General features: G+C 68.2%; 29 protein-coding genes and 3 tRNA genes. 14 read left to right on the forward strand and 18 right to left on the reverse strand.

Annotated features, from left to right (window positions below):
* Position 1: 1 nt before the first annotated feature.
* From ACFVM3_RS00350 to rplJ, 4 genes are all read right to left on the reverse strand, one after another.
* Positions 2-754 (reverse strand): ABC transporter permease, encoded by a 753-nt coding sequence (locus ACFVM3_RS00350; protein WP_125791473.1) that lies wholly within the window; start codon positions 752-754, stop codon positions 2-4.
* A gap of 38 nt (positions 755-792) precedes the next feature.
* Positions 793-1,962: an ABC transporter ATP-binding protein gene (locus tag ACFVM3_RS00355; RefSeq protein ID WP_378434189.1), complete on the reverse strand. Its 1,170-nt coding sequence runs from the start codon at positions 1,960-1,962 to the stop codon at positions 793-795.
* A 486-nt stretch (positions 1,963-2,448) separates the two neighbouring features.
* Positions 2,449-2,835 carry a 50S ribosomal protein L7/L12 gene (gene rplL, locus ACFVM3_RS00360; RefSeq protein ID WP_257489281.1) on the reverse strand — a complete coding sequence of 129 codons (387 nt, stop codon included), beginning with the start codon at positions 2,833-2,835 and terminating at the stop codon, positions 2,449-2,451.
* A 47-nt stretch (positions 2,836-2,882) separates the two neighbouring features.
* Entirely contained in the window at positions 2,883-3,434 is a 552-nt protein-coding gene (rplJ, locus tag ACFVM3_RS00365) for a 50S ribosomal protein L10 (RefSeq protein WP_034304192.1), read from the reverse strand.
* Positions 3,435-3,763: 329 nt separating this feature from the next.
* Here rplJ and ACFVM3_RS00370 point away from each other — a divergent pair, with 329 nt between their 5' ends.
* Positions 3,764-4,609, forward strand: a complete 846-nt coding sequence (locus ACFVM3_RS00370) for a hypothetical protein (protein ID WP_378434191.1) — start codon at positions 3,764-3,766, stop codon at positions 4,607-4,609.
* A 118-nt stretch (positions 4,610-4,727) separates the two neighbouring features.
* On the opposite strand, the gene ACFVM3_RS00375 is transcribed toward ACFVM3_RS00370, so the two are convergent.
* The 6 genes from ACFVM3_RS00375 to ACFVM3_RS00400 form a co-directional block, all read right to left on the reverse strand.
* Complete coding sequence (locus tag ACFVM3_RS00375; RefSeq protein ID WP_378434193.1) at positions 4,728-5,492, reverse strand: alpha/beta fold hydrolase; 765 nt, start codon at positions 5,490-5,492, stop codon at positions 4,728-4,730.
* 77 nt (positions 5,493-5,569) lie between these two features.
* Positions 5,570-6,283 carry a 50S ribosomal protein L1 gene (gene rplA / locus ACFVM3_RS00380; protein ID WP_126733323.1) on the reverse strand — a complete coding sequence of 238 codons (714 nt, stop codon included), beginning with the start codon at positions 6,281-6,283 and terminating at the stop codon, positions 5,570-5,572.
* An 82-nt stretch (positions 6,284-6,365) separates the two neighbouring features.
* Complete coding sequence (gene rplK, locus ACFVM3_RS00385) at positions 6,366-6,800, reverse strand: 50S ribosomal protein L11 (protein WP_005152062.1); 435 nt, start codon at positions 6,798-6,800, stop codon at positions 6,366-6,368.
* A 78-nt stretch (positions 6,801-6,878) separates the two neighbouring features.
* The gene (gene nusG, locus ACFVM3_RS00390; RefSeq protein WP_378434195.1) at positions 6,879-7,727 is read right to left on the reverse strand and encodes a transcription termination/antitermination protein NusG; all 849 of its coding nucleotides are present in this window, start codon (positions 7,725-7,727) and stop codon (positions 6,879-6,881) included.
* 76 nt (positions 7,728-7,803) lie between these two features.
* Positions 7,804-8,256, reverse strand: coding sequence for a preprotein translocase subunit SecE (secE, locus tag ACFVM3_RS00395; protein WP_007031001.1), 453 nt, complete (start codon positions 8,254-8,256; stop codon positions 7,804-7,806).
* 27 nt (positions 8,257-8,283) lie between these two features.
* A tRNA-Trp gene (locus ACFVM3_RS00400) sits at positions 8,284-8,356 on the reverse strand.
* A gap of 206 nt (positions 8,357-8,562) precedes the next feature.
* On the opposite strand from ACFVM3_RS00400, the gene ACFVM3_RS00405 reads away from it, so the two are divergent.
* Together ACFVM3_RS00405 and ACFVM3_RS00410 are read left to right on the forward strand one after the other, a co-directional pair.
* Positions 8,563-9,792: a pyridoxal phosphate-dependent aminotransferase gene (locus ACFVM3_RS00405; RefSeq protein ID WP_378434197.1), complete on the forward strand. Its 1,230-nt coding sequence runs from the start codon at positions 8,563-8,565 to the stop codon at positions 9,790-9,792.
* A complete protein-coding gene (locus tag ACFVM3_RS00410) occupies positions 9,789-10,685 on the forward strand; it encodes a TIGR03619 family F420-dependent LLM class oxidoreductase (protein WP_378434198.1) in 897 nt (298 codons plus the stop codon). Before ACFVM3_RS00405 ends, ACFVM3_RS00410 begins: the two co-directional genes overlap by 4 nt.
* Before the next feature lie 37 nt (positions 10,686-10,722).
* Here the strand turns inward: ACFVM3_RS00410 and ACFVM3_RS00415 are convergent, their stop codons facing one another.
* A complete protein-coding gene (locus tag ACFVM3_RS00415; protein WP_378434200.1) occupies positions 10,723-10,938 on the reverse strand; it encodes a hypothetical protein in 216 nt (71 codons plus the stop codon).
* 117 nt (positions 10,939-11,055) lie between these two features.
* Here ACFVM3_RS00415 and ACFVM3_RS00420 point away from each other — a divergent pair, with 117 nt between their 5' ends.
* Positions 11,056-11,988, forward strand: coding sequence for an SGNH/GDSL hydrolase family protein (locus ACFVM3_RS00420; protein WP_378434582.1), 933 nt, complete (start codon positions 11,056-11,058; stop codon positions 11,986-11,988).
* 332 nt (positions 11,989-12,320) lie between these two features.
* On the opposite strand, the gene ACFVM3_RS00425 is transcribed toward ACFVM3_RS00420, so the two are convergent.
* From ACFVM3_RS00425 to ACFVM3_RS00450, 6 genes are all read right to left on the reverse strand, one after another.
* Positions 12,321-12,725: a MaoC family dehydratase gene (locus ACFVM3_RS00425; RefSeq protein WP_007030997.1), complete on the reverse strand. Its 405-nt coding sequence runs from the start codon at positions 12,723-12,725 to the stop codon at positions 12,321-12,323.
* Positions 12,722-13,171 (reverse strand): MaoC family dehydratase N-terminal domain-containing protein, encoded by a 450-nt coding sequence (locus tag ACFVM3_RS00430; RefSeq protein ID WP_034304171.1) that lies wholly within the window; start codon positions 13,169-13,171, stop codon positions 12,722-12,724. Before ACFVM3_RS00430 ends, ACFVM3_RS00425 begins: the two co-directional genes overlap by 4 nt.
* Before the next feature lie 88 nt (positions 13,172-13,259).
* Positions 13,260-13,424 (reverse strand): 50S ribosomal protein L33, encoded by a 165-nt coding sequence (rpmG, locus tag ACFVM3_RS00435; protein WP_005152047.1) that lies wholly within the window; start codon positions 13,422-13,424, stop codon positions 13,260-13,262.
* A gap of 45 nt (positions 13,425-13,469) precedes the next feature.
* Positions 13,470-13,542 (reverse strand) — tRNA-Met (locus ACFVM3_RS00440).
* A gap of 49 nt (positions 13,543-13,591) precedes the next feature.
* A tRNA-Thr gene (locus ACFVM3_RS00445) sits at positions 13,592-13,664 on the reverse strand.
* A 79-nt stretch (positions 13,665-13,743) separates the two neighbouring features.
* Complete coding sequence (locus ACFVM3_RS00450) at positions 13,744-16,359, reverse strand: putative bifunctional diguanylate cyclase/phosphodiesterase (RefSeq protein ID WP_378434202.1); 2,616 nt, start codon at positions 16,357-16,359, stop codon at positions 13,744-13,746.
* A gap of 279 nt (positions 16,360-16,638) precedes the next feature.
* On the opposite strand from ACFVM3_RS00450, the gene ACFVM3_RS00455 reads away from it, so the two are divergent.
* The 6 genes from ACFVM3_RS00455 to ACFVM3_RS00480 all read left to right on the forward strand — a co-directional run bounded on the left by ACFVM3_RS00455 (position 16,639) and on the right by ACFVM3_RS00480 (position 23,037).
* On the forward strand, positions 16,639-17,577 hold the full coding sequence (locus ACFVM3_RS00455) for a GNAT family N-acetyltransferase (protein ID WP_378434204.1): 939 nt from the start codon (positions 16,639-16,641) through the stop codon (positions 17,575-17,577).
* Positions 17,578-17,595: 18 nt separating this feature from the next.
* Positions 17,596-18,444 (forward strand): SAM-dependent methyltransferase, encoded by an 849-nt coding sequence (locus ACFVM3_RS00460; protein ID WP_378434206.1) that lies wholly within the window; start codon positions 17,596-17,598, stop codon positions 18,442-18,444.
* A gap of 167 nt (positions 18,445-18,611) precedes the next feature.
* A complete protein-coding gene (gene lon, locus ACFVM3_RS00465; RefSeq protein ID WP_378434208.1) occupies positions 18,612-21,014 on the forward strand; it encodes an endopeptidase La in 2,403 nt (800 codons plus the stop codon).
* 165 nt (positions 21,015-21,179) lie between these two features.
* The gene (locus ACFVM3_RS00470) at positions 21,180-21,380 is read left to right on the forward strand and encodes a hypothetical protein (RefSeq protein WP_378434209.1); all 201 of its coding nucleotides are present in this window, start codon (positions 21,180-21,182) and stop codon (positions 21,378-21,380) included.
* Positions 21,377-21,880 (forward strand): helix-turn-helix domain-containing protein, encoded by a 504-nt coding sequence (locus ACFVM3_RS00475; RefSeq protein ID WP_378434211.1) that lies wholly within the window; start codon positions 21,377-21,379, stop codon positions 21,878-21,880. The genes ACFVM3_RS00470 and ACFVM3_RS00475 overlap by 4 nt, the downstream gene beginning before the upstream one ends.
* Positions 21,877-23,037: an alkaline phosphatase PhoX gene (locus ACFVM3_RS00480; RefSeq protein WP_378434213.1), complete on the forward strand. Its 1,161-nt coding sequence runs from the start codon at positions 21,877-21,879 to the stop codon at positions 23,035-23,037. The genes ACFVM3_RS00475 and ACFVM3_RS00480 overlap by 4 nt, the downstream gene beginning before the upstream one ends.
* A gap of 42 nt (positions 23,038-23,079) precedes the next feature.
* On the opposite strand, the gene ACFVM3_RS00485 is transcribed toward ACFVM3_RS00480, so the two are convergent.
* Positions 23,080-23,730: a DedA family protein gene (locus ACFVM3_RS00485; protein ID WP_378434215.1), complete on the reverse strand. Its 651-nt coding sequence runs from the start codon at positions 23,728-23,730 to the stop codon at positions 23,080-23,082.
* A gap of 135 nt (positions 23,731-23,865) precedes the next feature.
* Between ACFVM3_RS00485 and ACFVM3_RS00490 the strand changes: the two genes are divergently transcribed.
* Genes ACFVM3_RS00490 through ACFVM3_RS00505 form a run of 4 tightly spaced genes read left to right on the forward strand, consistent with a single transcriptional unit; the run spans position 23,866 to position 26,373 of the window.
* Positions 23,866-25,017, forward strand: a complete 1,152-nt coding sequence (locus ACFVM3_RS00490) for a sensor histidine kinase (RefSeq protein ID WP_378434217.1) — start codon at positions 23,866-23,868, stop codon at positions 25,015-25,017.
* Positions 25,008-25,652, forward strand: a complete 645-nt coding sequence (locus ACFVM3_RS00495) for a response regulator (protein WP_378434219.1) — start codon at positions 25,008-25,010, stop codon at positions 25,650-25,652. The genes ACFVM3_RS00490 and ACFVM3_RS00495 overlap by 10 nt, the downstream gene beginning before the upstream one ends.
* A 44-nt stretch (positions 25,653-25,696) precedes the next feature.
* Positions 25,697-25,987 (forward strand): helix-turn-helix transcriptional regulator, encoded by a 291-nt coding sequence (locus tag ACFVM3_RS00500; protein ID WP_005152025.1) that lies wholly within the window; start codon positions 25,697-25,699, stop codon positions 25,985-25,987.
* A complete protein-coding gene (locus tag ACFVM3_RS00505) occupies positions 25,984-26,373 on the forward strand; it encodes a VOC family protein (RefSeq protein WP_378434220.1) in 390 nt (129 codons plus the stop codon). The genes ACFVM3_RS00500 and ACFVM3_RS00505 overlap by 4 nt, the downstream gene beginning before the upstream one ends.
* Positions 26,374-26,453 lie beyond the last annotated feature (80 nt).

Below are 26,453 nucleotides of genomic sequence, written 5' to 3' on the forward strand. Positions count from 1 at the left end.
GTCAGTCCAGCTTTCCGGGCACGATCTGCAGGTAGATCAGCGTGATCACGAAGTTCACCACGAACAGCATGAGGAACGTGATGACGACCGACTGGTTCACCGCGTCCCCGACGCCCTTCGGGCCGCCGGACGGATTCAGCCCCCGGTAGGCGGCGACGACCCCGGCGATGAAGCCGAAGATCAGCGCCTTCAGCTCGCCGACCCAGAGGTCCGGCAGCTGGGCCAGCGCGGAGAAGCTCGCCAGGTACGCGCCCGGTGTCCCGCCCTGGAGGACGACGTTGAAGAAGTAGCCGCCGAGCACGCCGATGACGCTGACCATGCCGTTCAGCAGGAGCGCGATCAGCATCATCGCGAGCACACGCGGCACGATCAGCCGCTGCACCGCGGAGACGCCGAGCACCTCCATGGCGTCGATCTCTTCGCGGATCGTCCGCGCGCCGATGTCCGCGCAGACCGCACTACCGCCGGCGCCCGCGACCAGCAGCGCCGTGACCAGTGGGCTGGCCTGCTGCACGGTGGCGAGCACCGACCCGGCGCCCGTGTAGGACTGGGCGCCGAGCTGGCGGGCGAGCGAACCGAACTGCAGCGAGATGACCGCGCCGAACGGGATCGCGACGAGCGCCGTCGGCAGGATCGTGACGCTCGCGATGAACCAGGCCTGCTGGATGAACTCCCGCAGCTGGAACGGGCGTTGGAAAATGCCACGAACGATGTCGAGGCCGAGAGCGAACAGGTTCCCGGTCTCGCGCAACATGCCGATCCCTGGAATCTTCGCCGATGAAGCGGAAGAGCTCACGCGCCACCTGACCCCGGATCTTGTGGCCGCAAGCGGTGGTTGCCCGCTCTCCCGGGGTGCGGGATGTGGGCGACCTGGTCGTCGGGCAACTGGCCCTGGTGGTGGTTCGGGATCGAGCTGTCGACGGGCGCCGACCGGTGGCCGGCGGCCGCGAGCCGCTGCGGGCGGACCCCGTAGCGCTGCTGCTCCTCCGGGGAAAGCGACTCGATGATGCTCTGCTGTGCCTCGTGCGGCAGGCCGTGCAGGATCTGCATGACCCGGTCCTTGCGGCGGACCGCGCCCATCCGGGTCGGCACGCCGGGCGTCGGCTGCATCTGCGGCGGCACCCCGCTGACGTCCTCGACACCACCCGCGTGGTGGCCGGCCTCGAACATCGCGCGCTCCGCGGCGAGCTGGGCCGAGTCCTTCTCCTCGCTCATGCCGATGGGGCCGTCCATCTTGCCGTTGAGGAACTGCTTGACGACCGGCTCCTCGCTGGTCAGCAGCACCTCGCGCGGCCCGAACATGACCAGTTCCTTGCGGAAGAGCATGCCGAGGTTGTCCGGGACGGTGCGGGCGAGGTTGATGTTGTGCGTGACGATCAGGAACGTCGCGTCGATCTGCGCGTTGACGTCCAGGAAGAGCTGCGAGATGTAGGTGGTGCGGACCGGGTCGAGACCGGAGTCCGGTTCGTCGACCAGGATGATCTGCGGGTCCAGCACCAGGGCGCGGGCGAGGCCGGCGCGTTTGCGCATACCGCCGGAGATCTCGCCGGGCAGCTTCTTGTCGGCGCCGTTGAGGCCGGTCATCTCGAGCTTCTCGAGCACGATCCGGCGGACCTCGGTCTCCGACTTCTTCGTGTGCTCGCGCAGGGGGAACGCCACGTTGTCGTAGAGGTTCATCGAGCCGAAGAGCGCGCCGTCCTGGAAAAGGACGCCGAAGAGCTTGCGCACCTCGTAGAGCTGGTGTTCGGAGCACGTCACGATGTCGACGCCGTTGATCATGCAACGGCCGCGGTCCGGCTTGAGCAGACCGATCATCGACTTCAAGAAGACGGACTTACCGGTTCCGGACGGGCCGAGCATCGCCGAAACCTCGCCCGGAGGCAGGGTCAGCGTAACGTCCCGCCAGATGGCCTGCTTACCGAAGGACTTGGAAAGACCTTCGATGACCACCTCGGCACCCATCGCACCTCCAGGAGCTGTTCCGCGTCGTCGCGCACTGCCTTCCCGTGCCACTGGCCCGGGAGGACGCATGCGTTCGCGCAGCGATACCCGCGTCAACCAGGTGCAACGAGCTGAGTGCGAACAGGTTACTCACCAGTTTTCTTTTCTGGCCAGACCCGCGGGTAACTTTTCGCGCAGCCCGCCGCCTGCCCGTGCACCGCTTGCAGCACCGTAGTGCACGTCACTCCCGTGCGCAGATCCACAGCGGGCGCCGCCCGGCCCGGATCGCGATTAGGGGGCTAAACGCAGGTCAGGGCCCCCGCCCTCCCGCCGCGCGGATCGCGTTTAGCGGGCTAAACGCGATCCGGCGCCCTGATGCTTAGCGTTGCTACGCGTCGCGATTAGGGGGCTAAACGCAGGTCGGGGCCGGAGACAGCGAAGGGGCGGGCATCCGTGTGGATGCCCGCCCCTTCGACGGTGCTGCGTTAGGCGCTGACGCGCCAGGGATCACTTGATGGTGATCTTGGCGCCGGCGGCCTCGAGCTTCTCCTTGGCGGCGTCGGCGGCCTCCTTGTCGACCTTCTCCAGGAGGGCCTTGGGAGCGGCCTCGACCAGCTCCTTGGCCTCCTTCAGGCCCAGACCGGAGACGACCTCGCGGACGACCTTGATGACCTGGATCTTCTTGTCACCGGCGGACTCGAGGACGACGTCGAACTCGTCCTGCTCCTCGGCGGCCGCGGCGGGGGCGGCACCCGGGGCGGCGGCGACGACGGCAGCCGGGGCGGCCGCGGTCACGTCGAAGGTGGTCTCGAATTCCTTCACGAACTCGGACAGCTCAAGAAGGGTGAGCTCCTTGAAGGCGTCGATCAGCTCGGCGGTGCTCAGCTTCGCCATGGTGGCTTTCCTCTCTGAAACGAACTAAAAGTTCGGGGTGGGGGTGTTCAGCTCTCGGCGGGTGCTTCGGCTGCTTCGGTACCGGCGTTGCGCTGCTTCTCCTCCAGCGCGGCAGCCAGGCGGGCGACCTGGGACGCCGGCGCCTGGAACAGCGCGGCGGCCTGGGACAGCTTCGCCTTGAACGCGCCCGCCGCCTTGGCGAGCAGGACCTCACGGCTGTCGAGATCGGCGATCTTGGTGATCTCGTCCACGGACAGCGTCTTGCCGTCCATGTAGCCGCCCTTGATCACAAGCGCGTTGTTGTCCTTCGCGAAGTCGCGAAGCGCCTTCGCGGCGTCAACAGCTTCACCTTCGACGAAGGCGATCGCGGTCGGGCCGACGAACAGGTCCTCGAGACCCTCGATTCCGGCGTCCGTGGCGGCACGCTTGACGAGGGTGTTCTTCGCGACCCGGTACTTGGCATTGGTGCCGAGAGCGCGGCGCAGCTGGGACAGCTGGGACACGGAGAGGCCGGTGTACTGGGTAACGACTGTGGCCGAGCTGCTGCGGAAGCTCTCCGCGATCTCGGCGACGGCCGCCTCCTTGTCGGGCTTCGCCATGGTCGCCTCCTCTCTTGGCTAGTTGGCCACTGGCCTTGAGAGCCCTGAAACGACGAAACGCCCCAGCGCAGACAGGCGCGGGGCGTCAGGGCACACGACGACATGCGTCGTGGGCGAGCCTCGTTCCTCCTGCGCGGGTCGCCCGCCCTAGCGGGGCCTTCGTTCTCCAGGCCAGATGACCGGGAGAAGACCAGCGGTCTTCGGTAGAACCTTGACAAGAATACGTGACCCTCTCCCGGCCTTCGCACCGGGGCCCGGTCAGATCGCGTTTAGCGGGCTAAACGCGACCGGCGGAGTGCGCGGGAGGGCTCGCGAGGCATCATGGTGACGTGGCGGAGCAGCGTGATGACGGAAAGCCGGACAACGAGCCCGGCACGGACATCGAGCCCAAGGCGGGAGGGCAGCCCGCGCCCCGGCTGGACGACGAGCAACTGCGCCAGTTCCAGCAGTTTCAGCAGTTCCAGGACTATCTGAAGTTCACCGAGGCGCAGCAGCAGGGCCTCGTGCCGCAGCAGCCCGCGCAGCCCATGACCCAGCACTACGGAGGACAGCCTCCGGTGCCCCCGGGACCGCCGCCCGGTGAACTCGTCAAAGCACCTCGGCCGCGCGCGCCGCGCTGGCTGCGCCGCCTGGGCGGGAAGCTCCTCGCCTGGGTGATCGTGATCTTGCTGATCTGCATCGGCGCGACCATCGCCTATCGGCAGATCTTCCCCAGCGACGCCGGGGAGGACACGGCGACGTTCGTCCAGGGCGGCGGGGGCAAGCACCGCACGAACCAGGTGCTTTCGACCAACCCATGGGAGGCGGTGCGGGCCATCTACGACACGATCGGGAAGCCGTACCCGCCTGCCACCCGTGTCGAAAAGGTCTGCCTGTCGATGAGCGAGCAGGCGCAGGCCCAGTTCGCCCGCGACCTCGGCTACCCCGACTGCGCGACCGCCGTCCCGGCCCTGAACGCGAAGGTCACCGACATCACGCCGTACATCTATGCGGTGCGCCCGATGTCGAGCGTGGTCCCGCGGCAGAACCTGACGATCCACTCGTGCTGGTACAGCATCCGCGGTGGGCCCGTGCTGGGCAGCTTCACCCTGCAGGAAGTCGAGATGGGCCAGTGGCTGATCACCGGGCACGCGAACTCCCCTGAGCCCTGCCCCGCCCCGCCCACCGGCAACTGACCTGGGCCTTTCCACCCCAGATCGCGTTTAGCCCGCGAAACGCACGTGCGCGCCGGATCGCGTTTAGCCCGCGAAACGCAAGTGCGTCGCGATTAGGGGGCTAAACGCAGGTCCGGGGTCAGAGGTCGTGCGAGGTCAGGAAGCCGGTCAGCGCGGAGCCGAAGGCGGGGTGCATGACGGCGGCCATGTGGTCGCCGGGGACGCGGACGAGGCGCGCGCCGGCGATGGCGGCGGCCAGGCGTTCGGGTTCCGCGGCCAGCGGGTCGGTGTCCCCGGCCAGGATCAGGGTCGGCACCGCGATCGCCGTCAGGTCCAGTTTCGGGTTCGCCGTCCCGCGAGCGACGGCCGCCAGCGCGATCCGGTCCGCCCGCAGGGCGTCGGCCAGCGCCCGAAATGGCGCCGAAGCCGGCGGAAGCGTCGAGGGATCCGTAGCGAGCAGCGCCTCGCTGATCGCCTCCGGCGTGACGACCCGGGTGTCGACGCCGCCGAAGTCGACGATCCCCGAACCGACCCCGCCGATCGCGAGACACCGGATCCGCGGGTCGGCGGCCACCGCGCCGAGCGCGATCATCGCGCCCATCGAGTAGCCGACCATCGACACCTCGTCGAGGTTCAGCGTGTCCAGCAGCGCCGACACGTCGCGGACCATCGCGTCGTCGGCGTAGCTCGCCTCGTCGTGCGGTTTCGCCGACCGTCCGTGGCCGCGCGCGTCCAGGCTGATCACGGTCAGCCCCGCGTCCTGGAGGGTGTCGACGACGCCCGGCGCGATCCAGTTGGCGTTCGTGTCCGCGGCGAAGCCGTGTTGCAGCAGTACCGGACGCCCTCGGCCTTCCCAAACGGTGTAGCTCAGCTGAAGCCCGTCGAACGACGCGAAGGTAGGCATGCCCTCAAGCAAACACGAAAAAGGGGCGGCCCCGCCGTAGCGGGACCGCCCCCTTCTCAGTGATGTCTAACTCAGACTCACGCGTCCTCGGAGAGGAGGTTGCGGGTCCGGGCCGGGTCGACCGGGACACCCGGGCCCATCGTCGTGGAGATCGTGACCTTCTTCAGGTAGCGACCCTTCGCCGACGACGGCTTGGCGCGGAGGATCTCGTCCAGCGCGGCCGCGTAGTTCTCCACCAGCTTCTCGGTGTCGAACGAGGCCTTGCCGATGACGAAGTGCAGGTTGGCCTGCTTGTCCACGCGGAAGTTGATCTTACCGCCCTTGATGTCCGTCACGGCCTTCGCGACCGCGGGGGTCACGGTGCCGGTCTTCGGGTTCGGCATCAGGCCACGCGGGCCGAGGATGCGGGCGATACGGCCGACCTTCGCCATCTGGTCCGGCGTCGCGATCGCGGCGTCGAACTCGAGCCAGCCACCCTGGATGCGCTCGATCAGTTCGTCGGTGCCGACCACGTCCGCGCCGGCGGCCTCGGCCTCGGCGGCCTTGTCACCAACGGCGAAAACGATGACGCGGGCGGTCTTACCGGTGCCGTGCGGCAGGTTCACGGTGCCGCGGACCATCTGGTCGGCCTTCCGAGGGTCGACACCGAGGCGCATGGCGACCTCAACGGTGGCGTCCATCTTCTTGGAAGAGGTCTCCTTGGCCAGCTTCGCGGCCTCGAGCGGGGCGTAGAGCCGCTCGCGGTCCACCAGCTCAAGAGCCTGACGGTAGGCCTTGCTGTGCTTGGGCATTGCTTCTGTCCTTAACTCTTCAACGGATCAGTGTGGTGTTGGAGCCAGCACTCGGCTCTCCCACGGTGGTGCGGGGTGGAACTCAGTCGACGACCGTGATGCCCATCGAGCGGGCGGTGCCGGCGATGATCTTCGCGGCCTGGTCGATGTCGTGCGCGTTCAGGTCGGATTCCTTGGTCTTCGCGATGTCGCGGACCTGGTCCCAAGTGACCTTGGCGACCTTGGTCTTGTGCGGCTCGCCGGAACCCTTCTCCACGCCCGCGGCCTTCAGCAGCAGCTTCGCGGCCGGCGGCGTCTTGAGCTTGAAGTCGAACGTGCGGTCTTCGTACACGGAGATCTCGACCGGGACGACGTCCCCGCGCTGCGACTCGGTCGCGGCGTTGTAGGCCTTGCAGAACTCCATGATGTTGACGCCGTGCTGACCCAGCGCGGGGCCGACCGGCGGCGCGGGGTTGGCCGCACCCGCCTTGATCTGCAGCTTGATGATCGCCGCAAGCTTCTTCTTCTTGGGTGGCATTTCGTTTGTTCCTTCTTACTGACTTGAGTCCCCCGCACACCTGCCAGTACGCGGGGACTGCCGGCCGTCTGGCGGCCGTCAGATCTTGGAGACCTGGTTGAACGACAGCTCGACCGGGGTCTCCCGGCCGAAGATCGACACCAGGACCTTCAGCTTCTGTCCGTCCACGTTGACCTCGGAGATCGTCGCGGGCAGCGTCGCGAACGGGCCGTCCATGACGGTGACCGACTCGCCGACCTCGAAGTCGACCTCGACCGCGGGGCCACCCAGCTGCGACTCGGAAGCGGCAGCCTCGCCCTTGCCGGGCTTGGCGGGAGCGGCCGTCTCGACCTTGGGCGCGAGGAACTTGAGCACCTCGTCCACGGTCAGCGGCGACGGACGCGACGTGGCGCCGACGAACCCGGTGACGCCCGGCGTGTTGCGCACCGCGCTCCACGAGGCGTCGTTCAGGTCCATGCGGACCAGGATGTAGCCGGGCAGCACCTTGCGCTGCACCTGCTTGCGCTGGCCGTTCTTGATCTCGGTGACCTCTTCGGTCGGGACCTCGATCTGGAAGATGTAGTCCTCGACGTCCAGCGTCTGGGTCCGGGTCTCGAGGTTGGTCTTCACCTTGTTCTCGTAACCCGCGTACGAGTGCACGACGTACCACTCACCGGGAGCGGCGTTGAGTTCCGCGCGCATCTTCGCGACCGGGTCGACGTCCTCGTCGGCTACGGCGGCGGTGTCGTCGGCTGCGTTGTCGTCGGTCTCGTCGGACGCCTCTTCGGCCTCCGCGACATCTCCGGCTTCGTCGACCTCGTCGCCTGCGGCGGGCACCTCGACGGAGTCCAGGTGCTCGGACTGCTCGTCGCCGAGTGCCGCGTGCACCTGCTCGTCGGAAAGCTCGGTCAGCTCATGACCGGCTGCTGTGCCGTTGTCGGAGGTCACGTTCCGTCCTCTCAGTTGATCGGTTGCCGTGGCGCAGGCCTCCGTGCGGTGCGCTCAGGCGCCGCGACCGGCTGCCTCAGCTGCCGAAGACGGCACCGACGACCTCTTTGAAGGCCAGGTCGAGGCCGCTCACCAGCGCCACCATGAACACCACGAAGACCAGCACCACCGCGGTGTAGGTGACCATCTGCTTGCGGTTCGGCCAGATGACCTTGCGCAGCTCGGCCCAGACCTCACGGATGAAGCGCATGAGCCGGGCGAAGATCGACGCCTGCTTCGGCTTGCGGTCGCGCTTCGGGGTCGCCGTGCCTTTGGCGTCCTTGGACTTCTCGGTCTTGTCCCCGGCCTTCGCCTTGCCGGCGGGGCGGGTCTTGTCGTCCGACTTGGCGTCGGCCTTACCGGACGGGCGCGCGGACGCACGGCGCTCACGCCGGGCAGCGGCGGTCACCGGGCGGGACTGCTCGTCGGGCTTCTGCCCGGCGCCGTCCTGCGCCTTCTCACCGCTGGCGTCGCTGTCGCTCACGACCACTCCTCCGCCTTCACCAGTTCGTTAACGCAGGGGTGACAGGACTTGAACCTGCAACCTGCGGTTTTGGAGACCGCTGCTCTGCCAATTGAGCTACACCCCTTTGGAACCCCGATGCTCTGGAGCTCCCGAGGACGCATTCCATCGTCCCCACCGCCGTGGCGGGGATGACCGTAGTGCGTTCCGAGACCAGAAGTCTACGGCAACCCCCGAACAGCTTCGCAACCGCGCCCCTCAAAGCGGCGCGGAGCAGCCTTCCGCGGGGAAACTCCCCCACGGCCGACCCCATGATCGTGCCACGATGTCGCCATGAGCGCTCCCGCACCCTCGGCTTCGACGGCCAGTCGCGTCTCGGCTCGCATCGGCGGCATCACGCCCTCGGCCACCCTGGCCGTCGACGCGAAGGCCCGGGAGCTCAGGGCGCAGGGTCGTCCGGTGATCGGATTCGGTGCCGGGCAGCCCGATTTCCCCACCCCGGCCAACGTGCTCGAAGCCGCCGAAGCGGCCGTCCGGGACAAGGTCAATCACGGCTACACGGCCGCGGGCGGGCTCCCGGAGCTGCGCGAGGCCATCGCGGCGAAGACCGTCCGCGACTCCGGGTTCGAGGTCGACCCGGGCCGCGTCCTGGTGACCAACGGCGGCAAGCAGGCGGTCTACTCGGCGTTCGCGACGCTGCTCGACCCCGGCGACGAAGTGCTGCTGCCCGCGCCGTACTGGACGACGTACCCGGAGTCGATCGCCCTCGCCGGCGGCGTCGGAGTGCAGGTCACGGCGGACGAGACGACGGGCTACCTGGTCACCGTCGAGCAGCTCGAAGCCGCCAGGACACCGCGCACGAAGGTGCTGCTGTTCGTGTCGCCGTCGAACCCGACCGGCGCGGTTTACCCGCGCGAGCAGGTCGAGGCGATCGGACGCTGGGCGCACGAGAACGGTCTCTGGGTCATCACCGACGAGATCTACGAGCACCTGGTCTACGACGGCGCCGAAGCGCCCTCGATGCCTGTCCTGGTCCCGGAGCTCGCCGACCGGACGATCGTCCTCAACGGTGTCGCGAAGACGTACTCGATGACCGGCTGGCGGGTGGGCTGGCTACTCGGTCCACAGGATGTGGTCAAGGCGGCGACGGCGTACCAGTCGCACTTGTGCGGCAACGTTTCGAACGTGGCGCAACGGGCCGCGCTGGCCGCGGTGAGCGGCCCGCTCGACGCCGTTTTCGCGATGCGCGAAGCGTTCGACGCCCGGCGAAAGACCGCACTTTCCCTGCTTTCCGAGATCCCGGGCGTGGAAACTCCCGTGCCGCTCGGCGCCTTTTACGTCTACCCGTCGGTGAAAGCCTTGCTGGGCAAGGAAATTCGCGGAGAGCGCCCGGCCGACACGGTGGCGCTGGCCGATCTGATCCTGCGCGAGGCCGAGGTCGCCGTGGTGCCCGGCGAGGCGTTCGGTACGCCCGGGTACTTCCGGATTTCCTATGCGCTGGACGAAAATGATCTCGCCGAAGGGATCACCAGGATGGGCCGCCTGCTCGCGGAAGCACGGTGACCGTGATGCGCCTGGGAATCGCCCTTCCGCAATACGGCCCCCTCGCGTCGATGGACGCCGTCACCGGTTTCGCCGCGGCCGCCGAAGAACTCGGGTACGAGTCCTTGTGGGTCGGGGATCGGGTGCTGGCCCCGGTGTCGCCGTCGGACTTCTACCCCGGCGGCACGCCGGAACGGCCGTACCCGCCCGAGTTCGTCACCTTCGCCGATCCGCTGATCCTGCTGACCGTCGCCGCGAGCGTCACGAACAAGGTCCGGCTGGGCACCAGCACGCTCACCGGAACGGTGTATCCGGCCGTCGTGCTCGCCCGGATGCTCACTTCACTGGATCAGGTGAGCGGCGGCCGCCTGGACGTCGGCTTGGGCATCGGCTGGCTTCGCGACGAGTACACGGCGACCGGCACGCCCTGGAAGGGCCGCGGCGGGCAGCTGGAGGAGCTTCTCGACGTCCTCGGGAAGTTCTGGACCGGAGACCCTGTCGAGCACGAAGGCGAACGCTGGCGGATCCCGGCGTCGAAGGTCGGCTTGCGACCGGTGCAGAGCCCGCATCCGCCGGTGCTGCTGGGCGGACTGTCGCCGGTGGCGCTGGATCGCGTCGGCCGCCGCGCGGACGGCTGGCTTCCCGCGGGGCTGCCCGCGCCGTATCTGGCGAAGCTCTGGGAGACCGCGGTGAGCGCGGCCGAGAAGGCGGGCCGCGATCCCGGCACGCTGCGGCGGGTCCTGCGGATCAACCCGAAGCCCGGAACCGAGCTCCAAGACGTCGCCTCGCAGCTGAAGTCGGCTGCCGACACCGGGATCACCGAAGCCTTCGTCGACCCGCACTACCTCGCGCGGGACGTCGATCACGCCCTCGATCTCGCCGCCGAGCTGCGCGACCTCGTCCCCCGCGACTGAAGGCCCTCCCCGTTCACCGGGAAGGGCCTTCCGCGGCTCAGGATTCGCCGTCGGCGAGCTGAACCAGCGCGTGGGCCTTCGCGGCGTACTTCCAGTTGCCGAGGTCCCGGATGGTCTTGATCTTGAGCTCGGCGAGGAGTTCGTCGTGCTTCTTGGTCAGGCCTTCGAGGGCGGACGGGGGAGCGTCCAGCAGCTCGCTGATCCCCTTGTCCTCCCATGCCTTGTCGACCAGCTTGGTCAAGTTCAGGCTCACGGTTTCCGCCTTTCCTCGGGGCAGGTACGGGCATCACCCTGAACGTGATCCACGTCTCGGGCAACCGGAGATCACCCGTTCACGCGTCGTTCACCGACGAGCGGACCGATGACAAACGTGACCCAGGTCGCGTACAACGAACGGGTGACGCAGCGGAGAACGGGCGGAGGCTGCCTCTTCCTGGTGATCGTGCTGTCCGTCCTGGGGATCGCTTACCACCTGTGGGAGCGTGGGACATCGGTGACACCTGAGGGAGTCACCGTTTCGGACGGCGCCGGCCGGTACGTGGCGCTGGGTGACTCCTACACGGCTTCGCCGGGCACCGGACGGCCCGTGGGCGAGCCGCCGGGCTGCGACCGCTCGGACAACAACTACCCGAGCCTGCTCGCCGCGAAGCTGCGCCCGGCCGAGTTCGTCGACGCCAGCTGCGGTGGCGCCACGACCGAACACCTCACCGGTGAGCAGAAGACCCGGGACGGCGCGAACGCTCCTCAGATCGACGCCATCGACGTCGACACGACCCTGGTGACCGTCGGGATCGGGGGCAACGACGTGGGCTTTGTCGGCTTCGCGAGCCAGTGCGCGACGCAGGTGCAGACCGCCTCGCCCTGCAAGACCCAGCTGACCGCGGGCGGACGTGACCAACTGGCCGAGCGGATCACCGCCGCGGCGGGGCGGCTCGGCGGGATTCTGGACCAGATCCGCGCGAAGGCCCCTTCGGCACGCGTTGTCGTCGTGGGGTATCCGACGGTCCTGCCGGACGACGACGCCGGTTGCTGGCCGGTCCTGCCGGTCGGCGCGGGGGACGTGGCCTACTTCCGCGACTCGCTGAAGCGACTGAACGAGGCGTTGCAGGAGACGGCGAAGGAGCACGAAGCGGGCTTCGCCGACATGTCGACAGCGAGCAAGGGGCGGGACATGTGCAGCGCCGCGAACCGGCGCTGGGTCGAAGGACCCGCTCCCTCCGTGCCCGCGGCGCCGCTGCACCCGAACGCGCGGGGCGCGGAAGGGATGGCGGAGGTCATCGAGAAGCTGCTGAAGCTCACGTAGGGGTTCTTCGGGTCTTGCTTCGGTGGGCCCTTGGGCCGGCGGGCCCAGCCCGCATGACCGGACCTGTCACGCGGGACTGTGTGGATTTCGGGTCATCCAACGTCCCAAAATCCACACAGTGGGCGCCATTGGTCCGGTCATGCGGCGTACGGGCGACTAAAGCCGCGAAGCGACCCTTCTCAAGCTCGCGAAGTCTCTTCGCGTCCCTACGCGAGCCAGCGTGGATCCCTCACGGACGCGCTGACCTGCGGAAAGAGAGCAAGGGACCTTTGCTCTCACTTACTTAGGCATGCTAAGCGAGCGATAGCAAAGGTCCCTTGCTCCCCCTGAGGTCAGGCGCGGACGACCGCCTGCGCCTTGCCGAGGACGGCCTTGCCTTCGAACTTGGCGGTGATGTCGACGCGGGCGGTGCCGTCGTCGTTGACCACGGCGACCTTCCCGGTGAACTCGATCGTCGCCGCGCCGTCGTTCGGCACGACCACGGGGCGCGTGAAGCGCGCGAAGTAGTCGACGAGGCGGCCGGGGTCGCCGAGCCAGTCGGTGACGAGCCGCGCCCCGAGCGCCATGGTCAGCATCCCGTGCGCGATCACGTCGGGAAGGCCGACCTCCTTGGCGAAGGCCTCGTTCCAGTGGATCGGGTTGAAGTCCAGCGAGGCGCCGGCGTAGCGCACCAGCTGCTCCCGGGTGACGTCGATGGTCAGCGGGGTCAGTTCTTCCCCGGCGGTGAACGTGCTCACGCGTCCTCCCCTCGGACCACGAGCTGGGCGTTCGTGGTGGCGATCGGGCCGCCGTCGGCACCGGAGATCTCGGCGCGCAGGTTGATGAAGTCGTTCCCGGCGCGGGTCATGATGTTGTCGATGTACGTGGTGAGCGACAGGACGTCGCCCGCGTGCACCGGCCGCGTGTAGGTGAACCGCTGGTCGCCGTGGACCATCCGCGAATAGTCGAGACCCAGCTCGGGGTCCGAGACGATCGCGTTGATCGAGGCGAGGTTGATGATCGTCAGGAACGTCGGCGGCGCGATGACGTCGGGGTAGCCGGCCGCCTTCGCCGCTTCGGTGTCGCGGTAGAGCGGGTTCGCGTCGCCGAGCGCGTCGGCGAACTCCCGGATCTTCTCGCGACTCACTTCATAGGTACTGGTCGGCGGGTACACCCGCCCGGTGAACGACTGGTCCAAGGCCACCCGAGCAGGCTACCGAACCCGAAAAATACCCGAAGCCGCCCTGGTGACCAGGACGGCTTCGGGTAAGACAGGTAGAACCGCTAGACGCTCAGCGGGTCTCTTTGTGAGTCCGGTGCGTACCGCAGTTCGGGCAGAACTTCTTCATCTCCAGGCGATCCGGGTTGTTGCGCCGGTTCTTCTTGGTGATGTAGTTGCGGTGCTTGCACTCCTCACACGCGAGCGTGATCTTCGGTCGCACGTCAGTGGCAGCCACAGCATTTCCTTCTCTACTAGGCCTGGGATACCCAGGATTACCGCGTAGCGGTGGCCGGACTTGAACCGGCGACACAGCGATTATGAGCCGCTTGCTCTGCCAGCTGAGCTACACCGCCTTACATGAACCTGGCCGCGACACGCTTACGTGACGCGGCTGAGGTCGCGAGCCCCTTTACGGAATCGAACCGTAGACCTTCTCCTTACCATGGAGACGCTCTGCCGACTGAGCTAAAGGGGCCTTGCCTCTCGCGAGGACTTGGAAAGATTACCAACTTCCGAGGACCCCGATTTCAGGGGGGTCCCCTTACCGCAAAACCTCAGGTCAGCAGGGTCAGGACGGTCTCCGAGTGCCGCCCCGGCGAGCGCGCCGTGCGGGCCTGCAGCCACGCCTCCAGACGGTCCTCCGGCAGCGGCCGCGAGATGAGGTAGCCCTGTGCCACGTCACACCCCATCGCTTCGAGCTGATCCCGCGCGACGTCTTCCTCGACGCCCTCCGCCACGACCGTGAGGCCGAGCGAGTGACCCAGTTCGACGATGGAGCGCACGACGGCGAGGTCTCCGAGGTCGGTGCCCATGCCGAGGACGAAACTCTTGTCGATCTTGACCTGGTCGACCGGGAGCTGCCGTAGGTACGCCAGCGACGAGTAGCCGGTGCCGAAGTCGTCGACGGCGAGCACGATGCCCAGCGAGTGCAGCTCCCGCAGGATCGGCAGCGCCTTCTGCGGGTCGGACATCACACCGGACTCGGTCAGCTCGAAGGTGAGCAGCTCTGGCGGGATGCCGAAACGGTCGAGTTCGCGCGCGACCTTCGTCGGGAAGTCCTCGTCGGCCAGGTTCCGCACCGACAGGTTCACCGCGGCGGAGATGCGCAGGCCCTCGTCGAGCCATTTGCGCACGCGTTTCAACGACTCTTCGAGCACGAACGACGTCAGGACGCCGATGAGGCCGGCGGCTTCGATCGCCGGGACGAACTCGTCCGGGCCGAGCCTGCCGAACTCCGGGTGCACCCAGCGCACGAGCGCCTCGACGCCCTGGATCTGCCTGTTCGGCAAGGTGATCTTCGGCTGGTAGTGGACGCTGAGCTGGCCTTCTTCCAGAGACTGCCGAAACTGCGTGACCATCTGGAACCGGCGCATGAAGATCTGGCCCATGCTGGCCATGTAGCCACGGACCTCTTCGCCGCCCTTCGTCGCGCGGACGGCGACGTCGGCGCGCTGCAGGAGCCCGTCGACGTCGACCTGGTCGTCGTCTTCCGCCGAGGACGTGGCGTAGCCGATCATCGCGTTGGCTTCGACGGAGAGCCGGTCCACCGGGTACGGGGCGACGAGTTCCGCGCGTAGCAGTTCGGCGGCGGCCTGGGCGCGTTCCGGCGCGCAGCCGACGAGGAGCGCCGCGAAGGACGCGCCTTCGAGCCTGGCGAGCGGGACGTCGGGGCCGAGCGCGTCGCGGATCCGGCGGCCCGCGGCGATGACCATCCGGTCGGCCCACACGTAGCCGAGTGCGTCGCTGACGGTGGAGAAGACGTCGAGGTCGATCCGAAGGACGACCGCGTCGACCTGTTCCCGCAACGGTTCCTTGGCGACCTGGCGGAAGCCCGGCCGGTTGAGCAGGCCGGTCAGCGGATCGTGGTAGGCGTCGTGGCGCAGGGTCGCGAGCAGGCGCCGGTTGTCCAGCGACGTCGCGAGGTGGCTGGCCATCGTGCCGAGCAGCTGGACGTCGTACTTGCCGAACCCACGCCAGCGGGACAGCCTGTCGTGCGCTTCGACGACGCCGAGGAGCTGGTTCGCGCTGCGCAACGGGACGACCAGCGCCTCCTGCGCGCCGCGGTCGAGCAACGCGGAGCGGACGTCGGGATTGGCTTCGGTGATCCGGAAATGCCGGACGTGCGCGCCGGGCAGGCGCAGCAGCGGGTCGTCGGCGGCCGGGTCGACGGGCGGCAGTTCGTCGCCCGCGACGACCATCCGCATGGTGTCCTTCGGTTCCAGCCGCAGCCTGAGCACGACCCGGCCGGCGGCGAGCTGGTCCTTGATGCGTTCGGCGATGGTCGCCCATTCACGGACGTCGACCCCGCCGACGAGTTCGTCGGCTCGCCCGGCCGGCCGCGCGGCGGCCTGTTGACCGGATCGCGCGACCATCAGGCTGACGTCGGACAGCGCTTCCATGTCGCGCTGCTCACGGAGCAGGTCGGAGTACGCCCAGTACAACGCGGTGAGCCCGAGGAAGACGGCCAGCACGAGCGGCCAGGCCTTCGGCGTCCCGGAAATGACCAAATATCCGGAAAGACCGACCGAAGCGTTGACGAAACCGACGACGAGGATGCGGCCGGTCAGCCGGATCGCGGTGCTGACCCGCATGCGGCGGCGCAGCACGCGGACCGCGGCGAGCGCGAGCAGCGTGCTGACCAGCGGCGCGGTCAAAGTGCCCGCCAGCGCGGCGATCCAGGTCATGTCGTGGGCGCCGGAGGCCTGTTTCACCAGCCCCGCCACGGCGAACGCGCCCGTGATCTCCAGCAGGAAGGCGCCGGCGTTGTAGAGCACGCGGCCCGCGACCTTGCGGGCCAGCAATGTCCCGATGCCCGCCGCGAGATGGGCGGCGAGCACGACTTCGAACGGAGCGACGAAGAAGCCGATGACCAGCGGGATCTCGGTGAACGAGATCGTCCACGAGATACCGCTGCGGACGTCGACGTTGATGCCGAGCTGTTCGGCGAGAAGGAACGCGAGCGCGAGGATCGGCCCGATCCACAACAGGTCGTCCGAGGCCTCGAAGTCCAGCCAGAGGCTGACCGCGGCCGCGGCGGCGATGCCCATGGTGAGTACCGCGAAGGTGTAGACGCGGAATCGTCGCTCGTCGGTACGAGCCTCCGTAACGGCGCCTCCCTTGCCCGCCGGCGCCTGTGCGGCGCTCCCGGGCCTGCCGTTCGTGTCCGGCATCCGACCTTCCTTCCCGGCTGCCCAACCGGTCTTGTCCTACCGCGACCTCGGGACGAGGGCAATACAGTACCCCGGAGGGCGTACCCGAGTCCCATTCGAGACAGTATGAGATCACCCCAGGGTTAACAATGGGCGCGTCGCGCTGACCTGCGTGGACCAAGGGGTGAAATGGGAGCGTTATTCGCGTTCCTTCCGACTACCGGAAGTCACCTGGCGCCACGCCCCGGCCAATCTCGTGAAGTTCCCGGCGGACCCGCGAGTAGGGGCTTGAATAGCCCTATGAATAGCCACGCCATCGCCGCCGGGCACGCCGAGCGGCTCGCCACCGTGGACTCCCTGCTTCCCGAAATGCCTGCACTGGAGCCTGTCGAGAGCTCCGTGTCACTCTCCGCGACGGCAGGCGACTCAGCCGCCGCCGGATTGTCGGTACGGACCGAGGCGAGTCCCGATTCTGTTGACTCTCCGTGGCGGGCGCTCGTCGAGCATCGCCTCGAAGCACGGCTCACCGGGCCTCGCCCGGAAGCGGCCCTTGACGCATTACTCACCCGATGGGATGAACATCTGAAGACCGTGGCCCCACCTGGGGATGTCGAGACCGCGGCGACGGTGGTGCGACCCAGCCGGGACTCCCCCGGTTCGGCCGAATTGCTGCGCCGCGGCTTCGCGCCGGTGCTGGTGATCGCGGTCCGCCCGGCCGACCGGCTCGCCGTGACGGGTCCGCCCGCCACGCCCGGAGTGCACATCCGGCCCGCCGAAGCGGATGATCTCGAAACCGCCGTCGGACTCGAACTGGAATTGCAGCGTTACGACGCGCAGTTCGGTTCTGTCACTTTGCGCGAGGGCGCGGAGGAAACGATCACGGCGGAGCTGTCGAAACACGTCGGACGCGAAAATCCGACGTTGTGGATCGCCGAACTGTACGGCCGCCCGCTGGGCATGGTCCGGGTGCAGTTCCCCGGCGAGACAGGGTGGATCGGTGGCCGGGTCGCGGCCGAGAAGGTCGGCTACCTGTCGTCGCTCGCGGTGGCCGAACCGGCTCGCTCGAGCGGGGTGGGGACGGCGCTCGCCGCGCACGCGCACCAGGTCTTCGACGAATGCGGCGCCGAAGCGGTGCTGCTGCACCACGCGCTGGCCAACCCGCGTTCGACGCCGTTCTGGTACGCGCAGGGCTACCGGCCGCTCTGGACGTACTGGCAACGCCGACCGGCGGTGCCCTGATCCCGATAGGCTCATTCCGTGAAGAGGGACGATGACGCGGCCCCGGTGGCGCCGACCGGGGTCGACACCGAAAAGCCGTCCGCGGCGAGGATCTACGACTGGTTCCTCGGTGGGACCCACAACTGGGCGGTCGACCGCGAGTTCGCCCGCGCGCTGGAAAAACAGTGGCGGTGGGTCAAACCGGGCGCGCGGCACAACCGCGAGTTCATGAACCGGGTCGTGCGCGCGGCGCTGAACGCCGGGATCCGGCAGTTCATCGATCTGGGCTCCGGTGTCCCGACCGCCGGGAACGTGCACGAGATCGTCCAGGAGGAACTGGAGCCCGGCGATACGGCGAAGGTCGTGTACGTCGACTACGAGCCGGTTGCGGTGGCGCACGCGGAGCTGATCCTCGAACGGCACGAGGCGACCGACTGGGCCGGGATCATCCAGGCCGACATGCGGCGGCCGAAGGACGTCCTGCGCCATCCGGAGACGTTGCGGCTGATCGATTTCGACCAGCCGGTGTGCCTGATGATGATGGCCGTGCTGCATTTCGCCGGGCCGCACGACGATCCGCCCGCGCTGGTCGCGACCTACCGGAACGCGCTGGCGCCGGGCAGCTGGCTGGGGCTGTCGCATATGAGCTTCGGCGGCCAGACGGGCAAGGAGGCCGACGGGCTCCACTGGATGGTCGAGCAGTACCGGAAGACGAGCAACCCGGTGTGGATGCGGGACCGCGAAGAGATCGAGCCGCTCTTCGGGGACTGGCCGTTGCTGGAGCCCGGCGTCGTCCATCTGCCCGAGTGGCGGCCGGTGCGGGAGCTGCGACGGGACGAGGAAGGTGCCCGGCCGTTCGCCTGGTGCGGGGTCGCCGTCCACCCCTGACATCCGACCTTTCGCCGCAACGCGTCGCGTTTAGCCTGCTAAACGCGACGCTTTGGGCGCTAGAGGTCGGAGGGGAGGGTGATCGCTGACGGCGAACGCGGAAAGGAAACAAACGGGTCGATCGGAGAGTTGAGCTAGACAGACTCAACTAACCGAGGAGTGCACAGATGACCGACAACCGCCTCCTGCCCGTCCTCCCGCTCGATGACGACGTCGTGCTGCCGGGCATGATCGTCCCGCTCGACCTCGCCGACACGGAGACGCGCGCCGCGGTGGAGTCCGCCCAGGCCAACACGCCTGCCCAGGCTTCCTTCCCGGGGATCCGGTCCAGCGCCGCCACGAAGGCCGAAGTGCTGATCGTCCCCCGCGTCCACGGCGAGTACGCCGAACTCGGCACCATCGCGACCGTCGAACGCATCGGGCGCGTGCCCGGCGGCAAGACCGCGGTGTTGCTGCGCGGCACTCGCCGCGCCGTCGTCGGCCGCATCGCCGACGGTCCCGGCGCCGCCCGCTGGGTGCACGCCGAGGCCGCCACCGAGACCACGGACGACAACTCCGCGAAGCTCGCGTCCGAGTACAAGAGCGTGGTCCTCGCGATCCTGCAGCAGCGCGGTGGCTGGCAGATGATCGACGCCGTCCAGGAGGTGGAGGATCCGTCCGCGCTCGCCGACCTGGCGGGCAACTCGTCCTACCTCAAGACCGAGCAGAAGCTCGAACTGCTGACCACGCTCGACGTCTCCACGCGGCTGGAGAAGGCCCTCGAATGGAGCCGCGAGCAGCTGGCCGAACTCGAGGTCACCGACACCATCCGCAAGGACGTCCAGGAGGGCATGGAGAAGCAGCAGAAGGAGTTCCTGCTGCGCCGCCAGCTCGAGGCGATCCGCAAGGAGCTGGGCGAACTCGACGGCACGGCCAACGACGACGACTACCGCGCCCGCGTCGAGGCCGCCGAACTGCCGGACGCGGTCAAGAAGGCCGCACTGTCCGAAGTGGACAAACTGGAGCGGACCTCCGACCAGTCTCCCGAGGGCGGCTGGATCCGCACGTGGCTGGACACCGTCCTCGAACTGCCGTGGAACGAGCGCACCACCGACGTCCACGACATCGCCGCCGCGCGTGACATCCTCGACGCCGACCACGCCGGTCTCGACGACGTGAAGGAACGCATCATCGAGTACCTGGCCGTGCGCAAGCGTCGCGCGGAGTCCGGGCTCGGCCCGGTCGGCGGGCGGCGTTCGGGCGCGGTGCTGGCGCTCGCCGGCCCTCCCGGGGTGGGCAAGACGTCGCTCGGTGAATCCGTGGCGAAGGCGATGGGCCGCAAGTTCGTCCGGGTGGCGCTCGGTGGTATCCGCGACGAGGCCGAGATCCGCGGTCACCGCCGCACCTACGTCGGCGCGCTGCCCGGCCGGATCGTCCGCGCCATCAAGGAAGCGGGCTCGATGAACCCGGTCGTGCTACTCGACGAGATCGACAAGGTCGGCGCCGACTACCGCGGCGACCCGACGGCCGCGCTGCTGGAGGTACTGGACCCGGAGCAGAACCACACCTTCCGCGACCACTACCTCGAGGTCGAGCTCGACCTGTCCGACGTCGTGTTCCTGGCGACGGCGAACGCGCTCGAGACCATCCCCGGCCCCCTGCTGGACCGGATGGAGCTGGTCACCCTCGACGGTTACACCGAGCACGAGAAGGTCACCATCGCCCGCGACCACCTGCTCCCCCGCGAGCTGGAGCGGGCCGGCCTCGGCAAGGACGACGTCACGCTGACCGACGGCGCGTTCAGCCGCATCGCCGCCGAGTACACGCGGGAAGCCGGGGTGCGCAACGCGAACCGGACCATCGCGAAGGTGCTCCGGAAGGTGGCGACCAAGGTCGCCCTCGATGAGGTCGAGCTGCCGCTGACGATCGACGCCGACGGGCTCGAGACCTACCTCGGCCGCCCGCGGCACCTGCCGGAGTCCTCGCTGCCCGCGTCGACGCAGCGCACGTCGACCCCCGGTGTGGCGACCGGACTGGCCGTGACCGGCGCCGGCGGTGACGTCCTCTACATCGAGGCGTCGCTGGCGGATCCGGAGTCGGGCTCGACCGGGCTCTCGCTGACCGGTCAGCTGGGTGACGTGATGAAGGAGTCGGTGCAGATCGCGTTGTCGTACCTGCGCTCGCGCGGCGCCGAGCTGGAACTGCCGGTCGGCGACTTGAAGGATCGCGGCATCCACGTGCACGTCCCCGCGGGCGCGGTGCCCAAGGACGGTCCGAGCGCCGGCATCACGATGACGACCGCACTGGCGTCCCTGCTGTCGGGCCGGGTCGTGAAGTCGGACGTCGCGATGACCGGTGAGGTCTCGCTGACCGGGCGTGTGCTGCCGATCGGCGGGGTGAAGCAGAAGCTGCTGGCCGCGCACCGGGCGGGGATGAAGACGGTGATCATCCCGCAGCGCAACGAACCCGATCTGGACGATGTCCCGGCCGAAGTGCTGGCGCAGCTGGACGTCCACGCCGTAGCGAATGTCCGTGACGTCCTGGACATCGCGCTGGCCCCGGCGACGGCTCCGGTCGCCCAAGCGGCGTAACAGCGCGAGGCCGAGCCCCGGATCCTGCCCAGGATCCGGGGCTTTCGGCATTCCGAGATCCGGACGAACCCGGACATTGCCTCACCTTAAACTCCCTATCACGTTTTGATAACGTGTATTGCGTGTCACCCAGCCGGGGTGCGTGATCCTTGAGAGGGCAAGGTCATGAGTCAAGGAATTCTTTCCCCGTTGCGGCCGAGGCGCAGGTGCGTTTCGGCCGGTCAGATCGTCTGTCTGAGCATTCTCACCGGTTTCACCGCGGCACTGACCTTCGCCGGCACCAGTGCCTCGCTCGCCGCGGGCATCGCCATCGCCCTGTTCGGCGCCGTTCTCCGTCACCCCGTGCCCGCCGGGGCACATCGATGAACACCGAAGCGGAGTTCATGGCGCGACTGCGTGAACTTCGCGACCGAAGCGGCCTCAGTATCCGCGCGCTGGCCGCCGCGACCGGCTGGTCCCGCAGCACCTTGGCCGACACGCTGGCCAGGAATACCTTGCCCGGCAACGAAAACCAGATGAGGGTACTGTTGCGCGCCCTGCTCCGGGCAGTGCCCGGAGAGCCGGGAATCGACGAGTATCTCGCCGACTGGCGTCACCTGATCGGACGTCGCCACCACCGCAATGGCGGATGCGCGCCGATCGATCGGATACTGCTCGCTTTGGCCGTCGCGGAACGGCGCGGCGGGGCCGACGCGCCAGGGCTCCGCAAAGCCCGGGAAATTGTGCTGAGCGAGGATTCCCTACGAAAGTTCTCTTCTCGCGGTGAATATGCCGCGAATTCACCTGGAAGTCCCGTTCCGCCCGTACTCTCCGACCCGCTCCTTCCCGCACCACCACATCAGCGGATGTCTCGGAGGCATGAGTGAAGCGACGGAATTTCCTGCGCGCGGCCGTGGTCGGCGCCGGTGTCACGGCGTTCGGAAACCGGCTCTCGGGGGCGGCCCTCGCCGCGCCGGCTCAGAACGGCCCCAGCTCGTACGGCGCGCTCCAGGCGGCCGACGCGAACGGGATCCAGCTGCCGGCGGGATTCACCAGCCGCGTCATCGCGAGGTCCGGCCAGAAGGTCGCGAACACCGGCTACACCTGGCACAGCGCCCCGGACGGCGGTGCGGTGTTCGCCGACGGCAGCGGCTGGATCTACGTGTCGAACTCGGAGATCACCCCGGGCGGCGGGGCGAGCGCGGTCAAATTCGACGCGAGCGGGAACATCACCGGCGCCCACCGCATCCTGGCGAACACGCGCCAGAACTGCGCGGGCGGCAAGACCCCTTGGAACACCTGGCTTTCCTGTGAGGAGATCGACCTCGGGTTCGTCTACGAATGCCAGCCGAACGGCCCGGCCACGGCCGCCGTCCAGCGGCCCGCGATGGGGAAGTTCAAGCACGAGGCCGCGGCGGCCGACCCGGTGCGCAAAGTCGTCTACCTGACCGAGGACACCTCGGACGGCTGCTTCTACCGTTTCGTCCCGACAACCTGGGGCAACCTTTCCACCGGAACGCTGCAGGTGCTGAAGGCGGGCACGGCGACCTCGGGCAGCTTCACCTGGGCGAACGTGCCCGACCCCGACGGCTCTCCCACCGCCACCCGCAACCAGGTGTCCGGCGCGAAGCGGTTCTCCGGCGGCGAAGGCCTGCACTACGCCAACGACACCGCGTGGTTCACGACCAAGGGCGACAACCGCGTCTGGCAGCTCAACCTGACGAACAACACCTACGAGCTGGCCTACGACGACTCGTTGGTCAGCCCCGGCTCGGCCCCGCTGACCGGCGTCGACAACGTCACGGGGACCTCGTCGGGTGACCTGTACGTCGCCGAAGACGGCGGCAACATGGAGATCTGCATCATCACGCCGAACGACATCGTGGCGCCCTTCCTGCGGATCAACGGCCAGAGCTCGTCGGAGATCTGCGGTCCCGCGTTCACTCCGGCGGGTGACCGGCTGTATTTCTCGTCGCAACGCGGTACCTCCGGTTCGTCCTCCGGCGGGATCACCTACGAGGTGACCGGCCCCTTCCGTTCCTGAGACCCGGTGCGGGCGCCCCGGGCAAGGGGCGCCCGCACGGGCTCAGGCGTTGGTGCGGTTCTTCTCACGCAGGCGGTTCACCACGAAGAGGGTCACCGCGATCGCGACGGCGGCGATCACGAAGTACTGGAAGAACCCGGCGTACTCCTCGACCAGGTGCCAGCTCTCCCCGAGGCCGTAGCCCGCCAGCACGAACACCGTGTTCCAGATCAGGCTGCCCAGCGTGGTCAGGGCCAGGAACCGCCAGAACGGCATGCGTTCGATCCCGGCGGGCAGCGAGATGAGGCTGCGGAAGATCGGCACCATCCTGCCGAAGAACACCGCTTTGGTGCCGTGTTTCTGGAACCAGGCCTCTGTCTTGTCGAAGTCGGACGTCTTGACCAGCGGGATCTTCGCCATCCACCGGCGGGTGCGGTCCCGGCCGAGCAGGAGGCCGAGGTAGTACACGATGACCGCGCCCGCGACCGAGCCGAAGGTCGTCCACACCAGCGCTTCCACCAGGGTGAACGTGCCCTGGCTGGCGGAGAACCCGGCGAGCGGGAGCACCAGTTCGCTGGGGATCGGCGGAAACAGGTTGTCCAGGCCGACGATGATCGCGGCGCCCGGACCGCCCAGCGCGTCCATCAGTGACACCGCCCAGCCGGCGAGTCCTCCCATCGATTCGCTGGCGGTTTGGGCGAGCAGGAGGTTCATGGCGGCCTTTCGTGGTCGTCTGCAGTTGCCAACGAACGTACGAATCACCCGGGTTCCGCACCCTGGGGTGAAGCGGCACAAATCACTGCGGAAAACCGCAATACCGGCCTTCGGATACCCCGCTAACCTGGCGCTATGCCTGTTCCGGCAGCGATGCGCCGCTACCTGCGCAAGATGCTCCGCGGCACCCTGGGCCTGGCGATCGGCGCCACGACCGGGGTCGCGGAGTTCTTCTACGTGCTTTTCGGCGGCATCGCACTCGCGGTCCCCGCGTTGCGGCGGCCCGTTTTCTCCGGCGCACGCACACTGTCCGAAATGGAGCGACAACGGCTGGAGAAGTACTTCGGCGACGAGAACGCGACGGATTACACCGGCCGCCGTGCGATGGCCTACCTGGTCCCGCGTTGCGTCATCGGGTTGCTCAGCGCCGGGGTCTTCGGCCTGATCGTCCTGGGAGCCGGGTCCGGACTGATCATCGGGTATCAGCTCCTCGACGGCAGATCGCCGGGCGGTGACGCCCCGGCAGACTGGTACGACCCGGTCACCACCGTGCTCTTCGGCGCGTTGCTCCTTTTCCTTTCCTTGCAAGGGCTTATCGGGGCCGCGACGCTGGACCGCAAGCTGGCGATGCACTTTTTCGGGCCCAGCAAGAAGGAACAGTTGCGCCGCCGGGTCTCCGAACTCGCGACCAGCCGGGCCGAGGTGGTCGAGGCGGTCAACGGCGAGCGCCGCCGGATCGAACGGGACCTGCACGACGGCGTCCAGCAGCGGCTCGTCGCGCTCGGGATGCTGCTCGGCCGCGCACGGCGGGCCACCGACCCGGCGCACGCGTCGGATCTGCTCCGGCAAGCGCACGAGGAATCCCAGCGCGCCCTCGTCGACCTGCGCGAGGTTTCGTGGCGGGTGTACCCGATCGCGCTGGACGCGGACGGGCTGCACCCCGCGCTGGAAGCGCTCGCGGAACGCTCGGGGGTGCCGGTCCACCTGCGAGTCGACCTGCCGGAGCGGCCACCGCCCGCCATCGAGACCGTCGTCTACTTCGTCGCGTCCGAAGCGGTCACCAATACGATCAAGCACGCCGCGGCGACGCGGATCGACATCGAGGCCGAGCGGGACGGGGACAGGGTGCGGGTGCGGATCACCGATGACGGTACGGGCGGGGCGCGGCAGTCCGGCGGCGGTCTGTCCGGCCTTGCACGGCGCGTCGCGGCGGCGGATGGGCGGTTCACTGTGGACAGTCCACCCGGAGGCCCGACCGTGGTGACGGCGGTGCTGCCGTGCGGGTGATCCTCGCCGAGGACTCGACCCTGCTGCGCGAGGGGCTGGTCCGGTTGCTGGTCGAAGAGGGGCACGAGGTCGTGGCGTCGGTCGGCGACGGCGACGCGCTCCTCTCGACGACGGCCGCCTATCGGCCGGACGTGATCGTCACCGACGTCCGTATGCCGCCGACCCATACCGACGAGGGGCTTCGCGCGGCGCTCGAGATCCGGAAGCGTTGGCCGGAGATCGGAGTGCTGGTGCTCTCGCAGTACGTCGAGAAGCGCTACGCCGCCGAGTTGATCACCGGCGACGGCGAACGCGTCGGCTATCTCCTGAAGGACCGGGTCGCCCAAGTGGGCGAATTCCTGGACGCGCTCGACCGCGTCGCCGCGGGCGGTGCGGCGTTCGATCCGGAGGTCGTCCGGCGGCTGCTCGCGCGGACCACGCATACCGATCCGCTCGCGAAACTGACCGTCCGCGAGCGAGAAGTGCTGGAGAAAATGGCGCAGGGCCACACGAACGCCGGGATCGCCGAGACGCTGTTCGTGTCGCTGAGCGCCGTCGAGAAGCACGTGAACGCCCTTTTCGACAAGCTCGGGCTGGCCAGCACCGCCGGGTACAGCCGTCGCGTCCTCGCGATCCTGCGCTACCTCGATTCCTGAGCCCCGAGTTGACAGGCAAGTGACGACTTGCCTATAACGGGGTCGTGGACGGCGACCTGTTCAAGGCGATCGGCGACGCGACGCGGCGCACCATCCTGGACGAGCTGACCGAAAAGGACGGTCAGACCCTGTTCGAGATCTGCGGCAGGCTGACCATGAAACATGGCCTTGCCTCGTCACGGCAGGCCATCTCGCAGCATCTCGCGATGCTCGAACAAGCGGGCCTGGTGCACACCCGGCGACAGGGCCGCTACAAGTTCCACCACATCGACACGAGCCCGTTGCGGTCGATCGTCGAGCGGTGGCCCATCGACCGAGAGGAACCGAACCCGTGATCCGGATCAACATCACCAGCGTCTTCGTCGACGACCAGGCCAAGGCGCTGGAGTTCTACACCGAAAAACTGGGTTTCATCAAGAAACACGACGTGCCCACCGGCGACGCCCGCTGGCTCACCGTGGTCTCCCCCGCCAATCCCGAAGGTGTCGAGCTGCTGCTGGAACCGGACGGCCACCCCGCGGCGAAACCCTTCAAGAAGGCACTGACCGACGACGGCATCCCGTTCACCCAGTTCGCCGTCGACGACGTGTACGCAGAGGTCGACCGCCTCAAGGGGCTGGGCGTCGAGTTCACGCAGGACGCCGTCGACATGGGGCCCGTGGTCACCGCCGTCTTCGACGACACGTGCGGCAACCTGATCCAGCTCGCCACGATGAAGTAGGCCCGAGCACGGAAGCGGGGGGGGGGGGCAGGTGGTCGCAGCCCCCCCGCGGGGGCGGGCGTGTTGGTTAAGCGTCACCC

This window comes from Amycolatopsis sp. NPDC057786 (assembly GCF_042797905.1).
GTDB lineage: Bacteria > Actinomycetota > Actinomycetes > Mycobacteriales > Pseudonocardiaceae > Amycolatopsis.

Coding starts and splice junctions, on each gene's coding strand:
- ACFVM3_RS00350 (WP_125791473.1), bottom strand. CDS start 754: ATGTTGCGCGAGACCGGGAACCTGTTCGCTCTCGGCCTCGACATCGTT.
- ACFVM3_RS00355 (WP_378434189.1), bottom strand. CDS start 1,962: ATGGGTGCCGAGGTGGTCATCGAAGGTCTTTCCAAGTCCTTCGGTAAG.
- rplL (WP_257489281.1), bottom strand. CDS start 2,835: ATGGCGAAGCTGAGCACCGCCGAGCTGATCGACGCCTTCAAGGAGCTC.
- rplJ (WP_034304192.1), bottom strand. CDS start 3,434: ATGGCGAAGCCCGACAAGGAGGCGGCCGTCGCCGAGATCGCGGAGAGC.
- ACFVM3_RS00375 (WP_378434193.1), bottom strand. CDS start 5,492: ATGCCTACCTTCGCGTCGTTCGACGGGCTTCAGCTGAGCTACACCGTT.
- rplA (WP_126733323.1), bottom strand. CDS start 6,283: ATGCCCAAGCACAGCAAGGCCTACCGTCAGGCTCTTGAGCTGGTGGAC.
- rplK (WP_005152062.1), bottom strand. CDS start 6,800: ATGCCACCCAAGAAGAAGAAGCTTGCGGCGATCATCAAGCTGCAGATC.
- ACFVM3_RS00405 (WP_378434197.1), top strand. CDS start 8,563: ATGAGCGCTCCCGCACCCTCGGCTTCGACGGCCAGTCGCGTCTCGGCT.
- ACFVM3_RS00450 (WP_378434202.1), bottom strand. CDS start 16,359: ATGCCGGACACGAACGGCAGGCCCGGGAGCGCCGCACAGGCGCCGGCG.
- ACFVM3_RS00455 (WP_378434204.1), top strand. CDS start 16,639: ATGAATAGCCACGCCATCGCCGCCGGGCACGCCGAGCGGCTCGCCACC.
- lon (WP_378434208.1), top strand. CDS start 18,612: ATGACCGACAACCGCCTCCTGCCCGTCCTCCCGCTCGATGACGACGTC.
- ACFVM3_RS00470 (WP_378434209.1), top strand. CDS start 21,180: ATGAGTCAAGGAATTCTTTCCCCGTTGCGGCCGAGGCGCAGGTGCGTT.
- ACFVM3_RS00475 (WP_378434211.1), top strand. CDS start 21,377: ATGAACACCGAAGCGGAGTTCATGGCGCGACTGCGTGAACTTCGCGAC.
- ACFVM3_RS00485 (WP_378434215.1), bottom strand. CDS start 23,730: ATGAACCTCCTGCTCGCCCAAACCGCCAGCGAATCGATGGGAGGACTC.
- ACFVM3_RS00490 (WP_378434217.1), top strand. CDS start 23,866: ATGCCTGTTCCGGCAGCGATGCGCCGCTACCTGCGCAAGATGCTCCGC.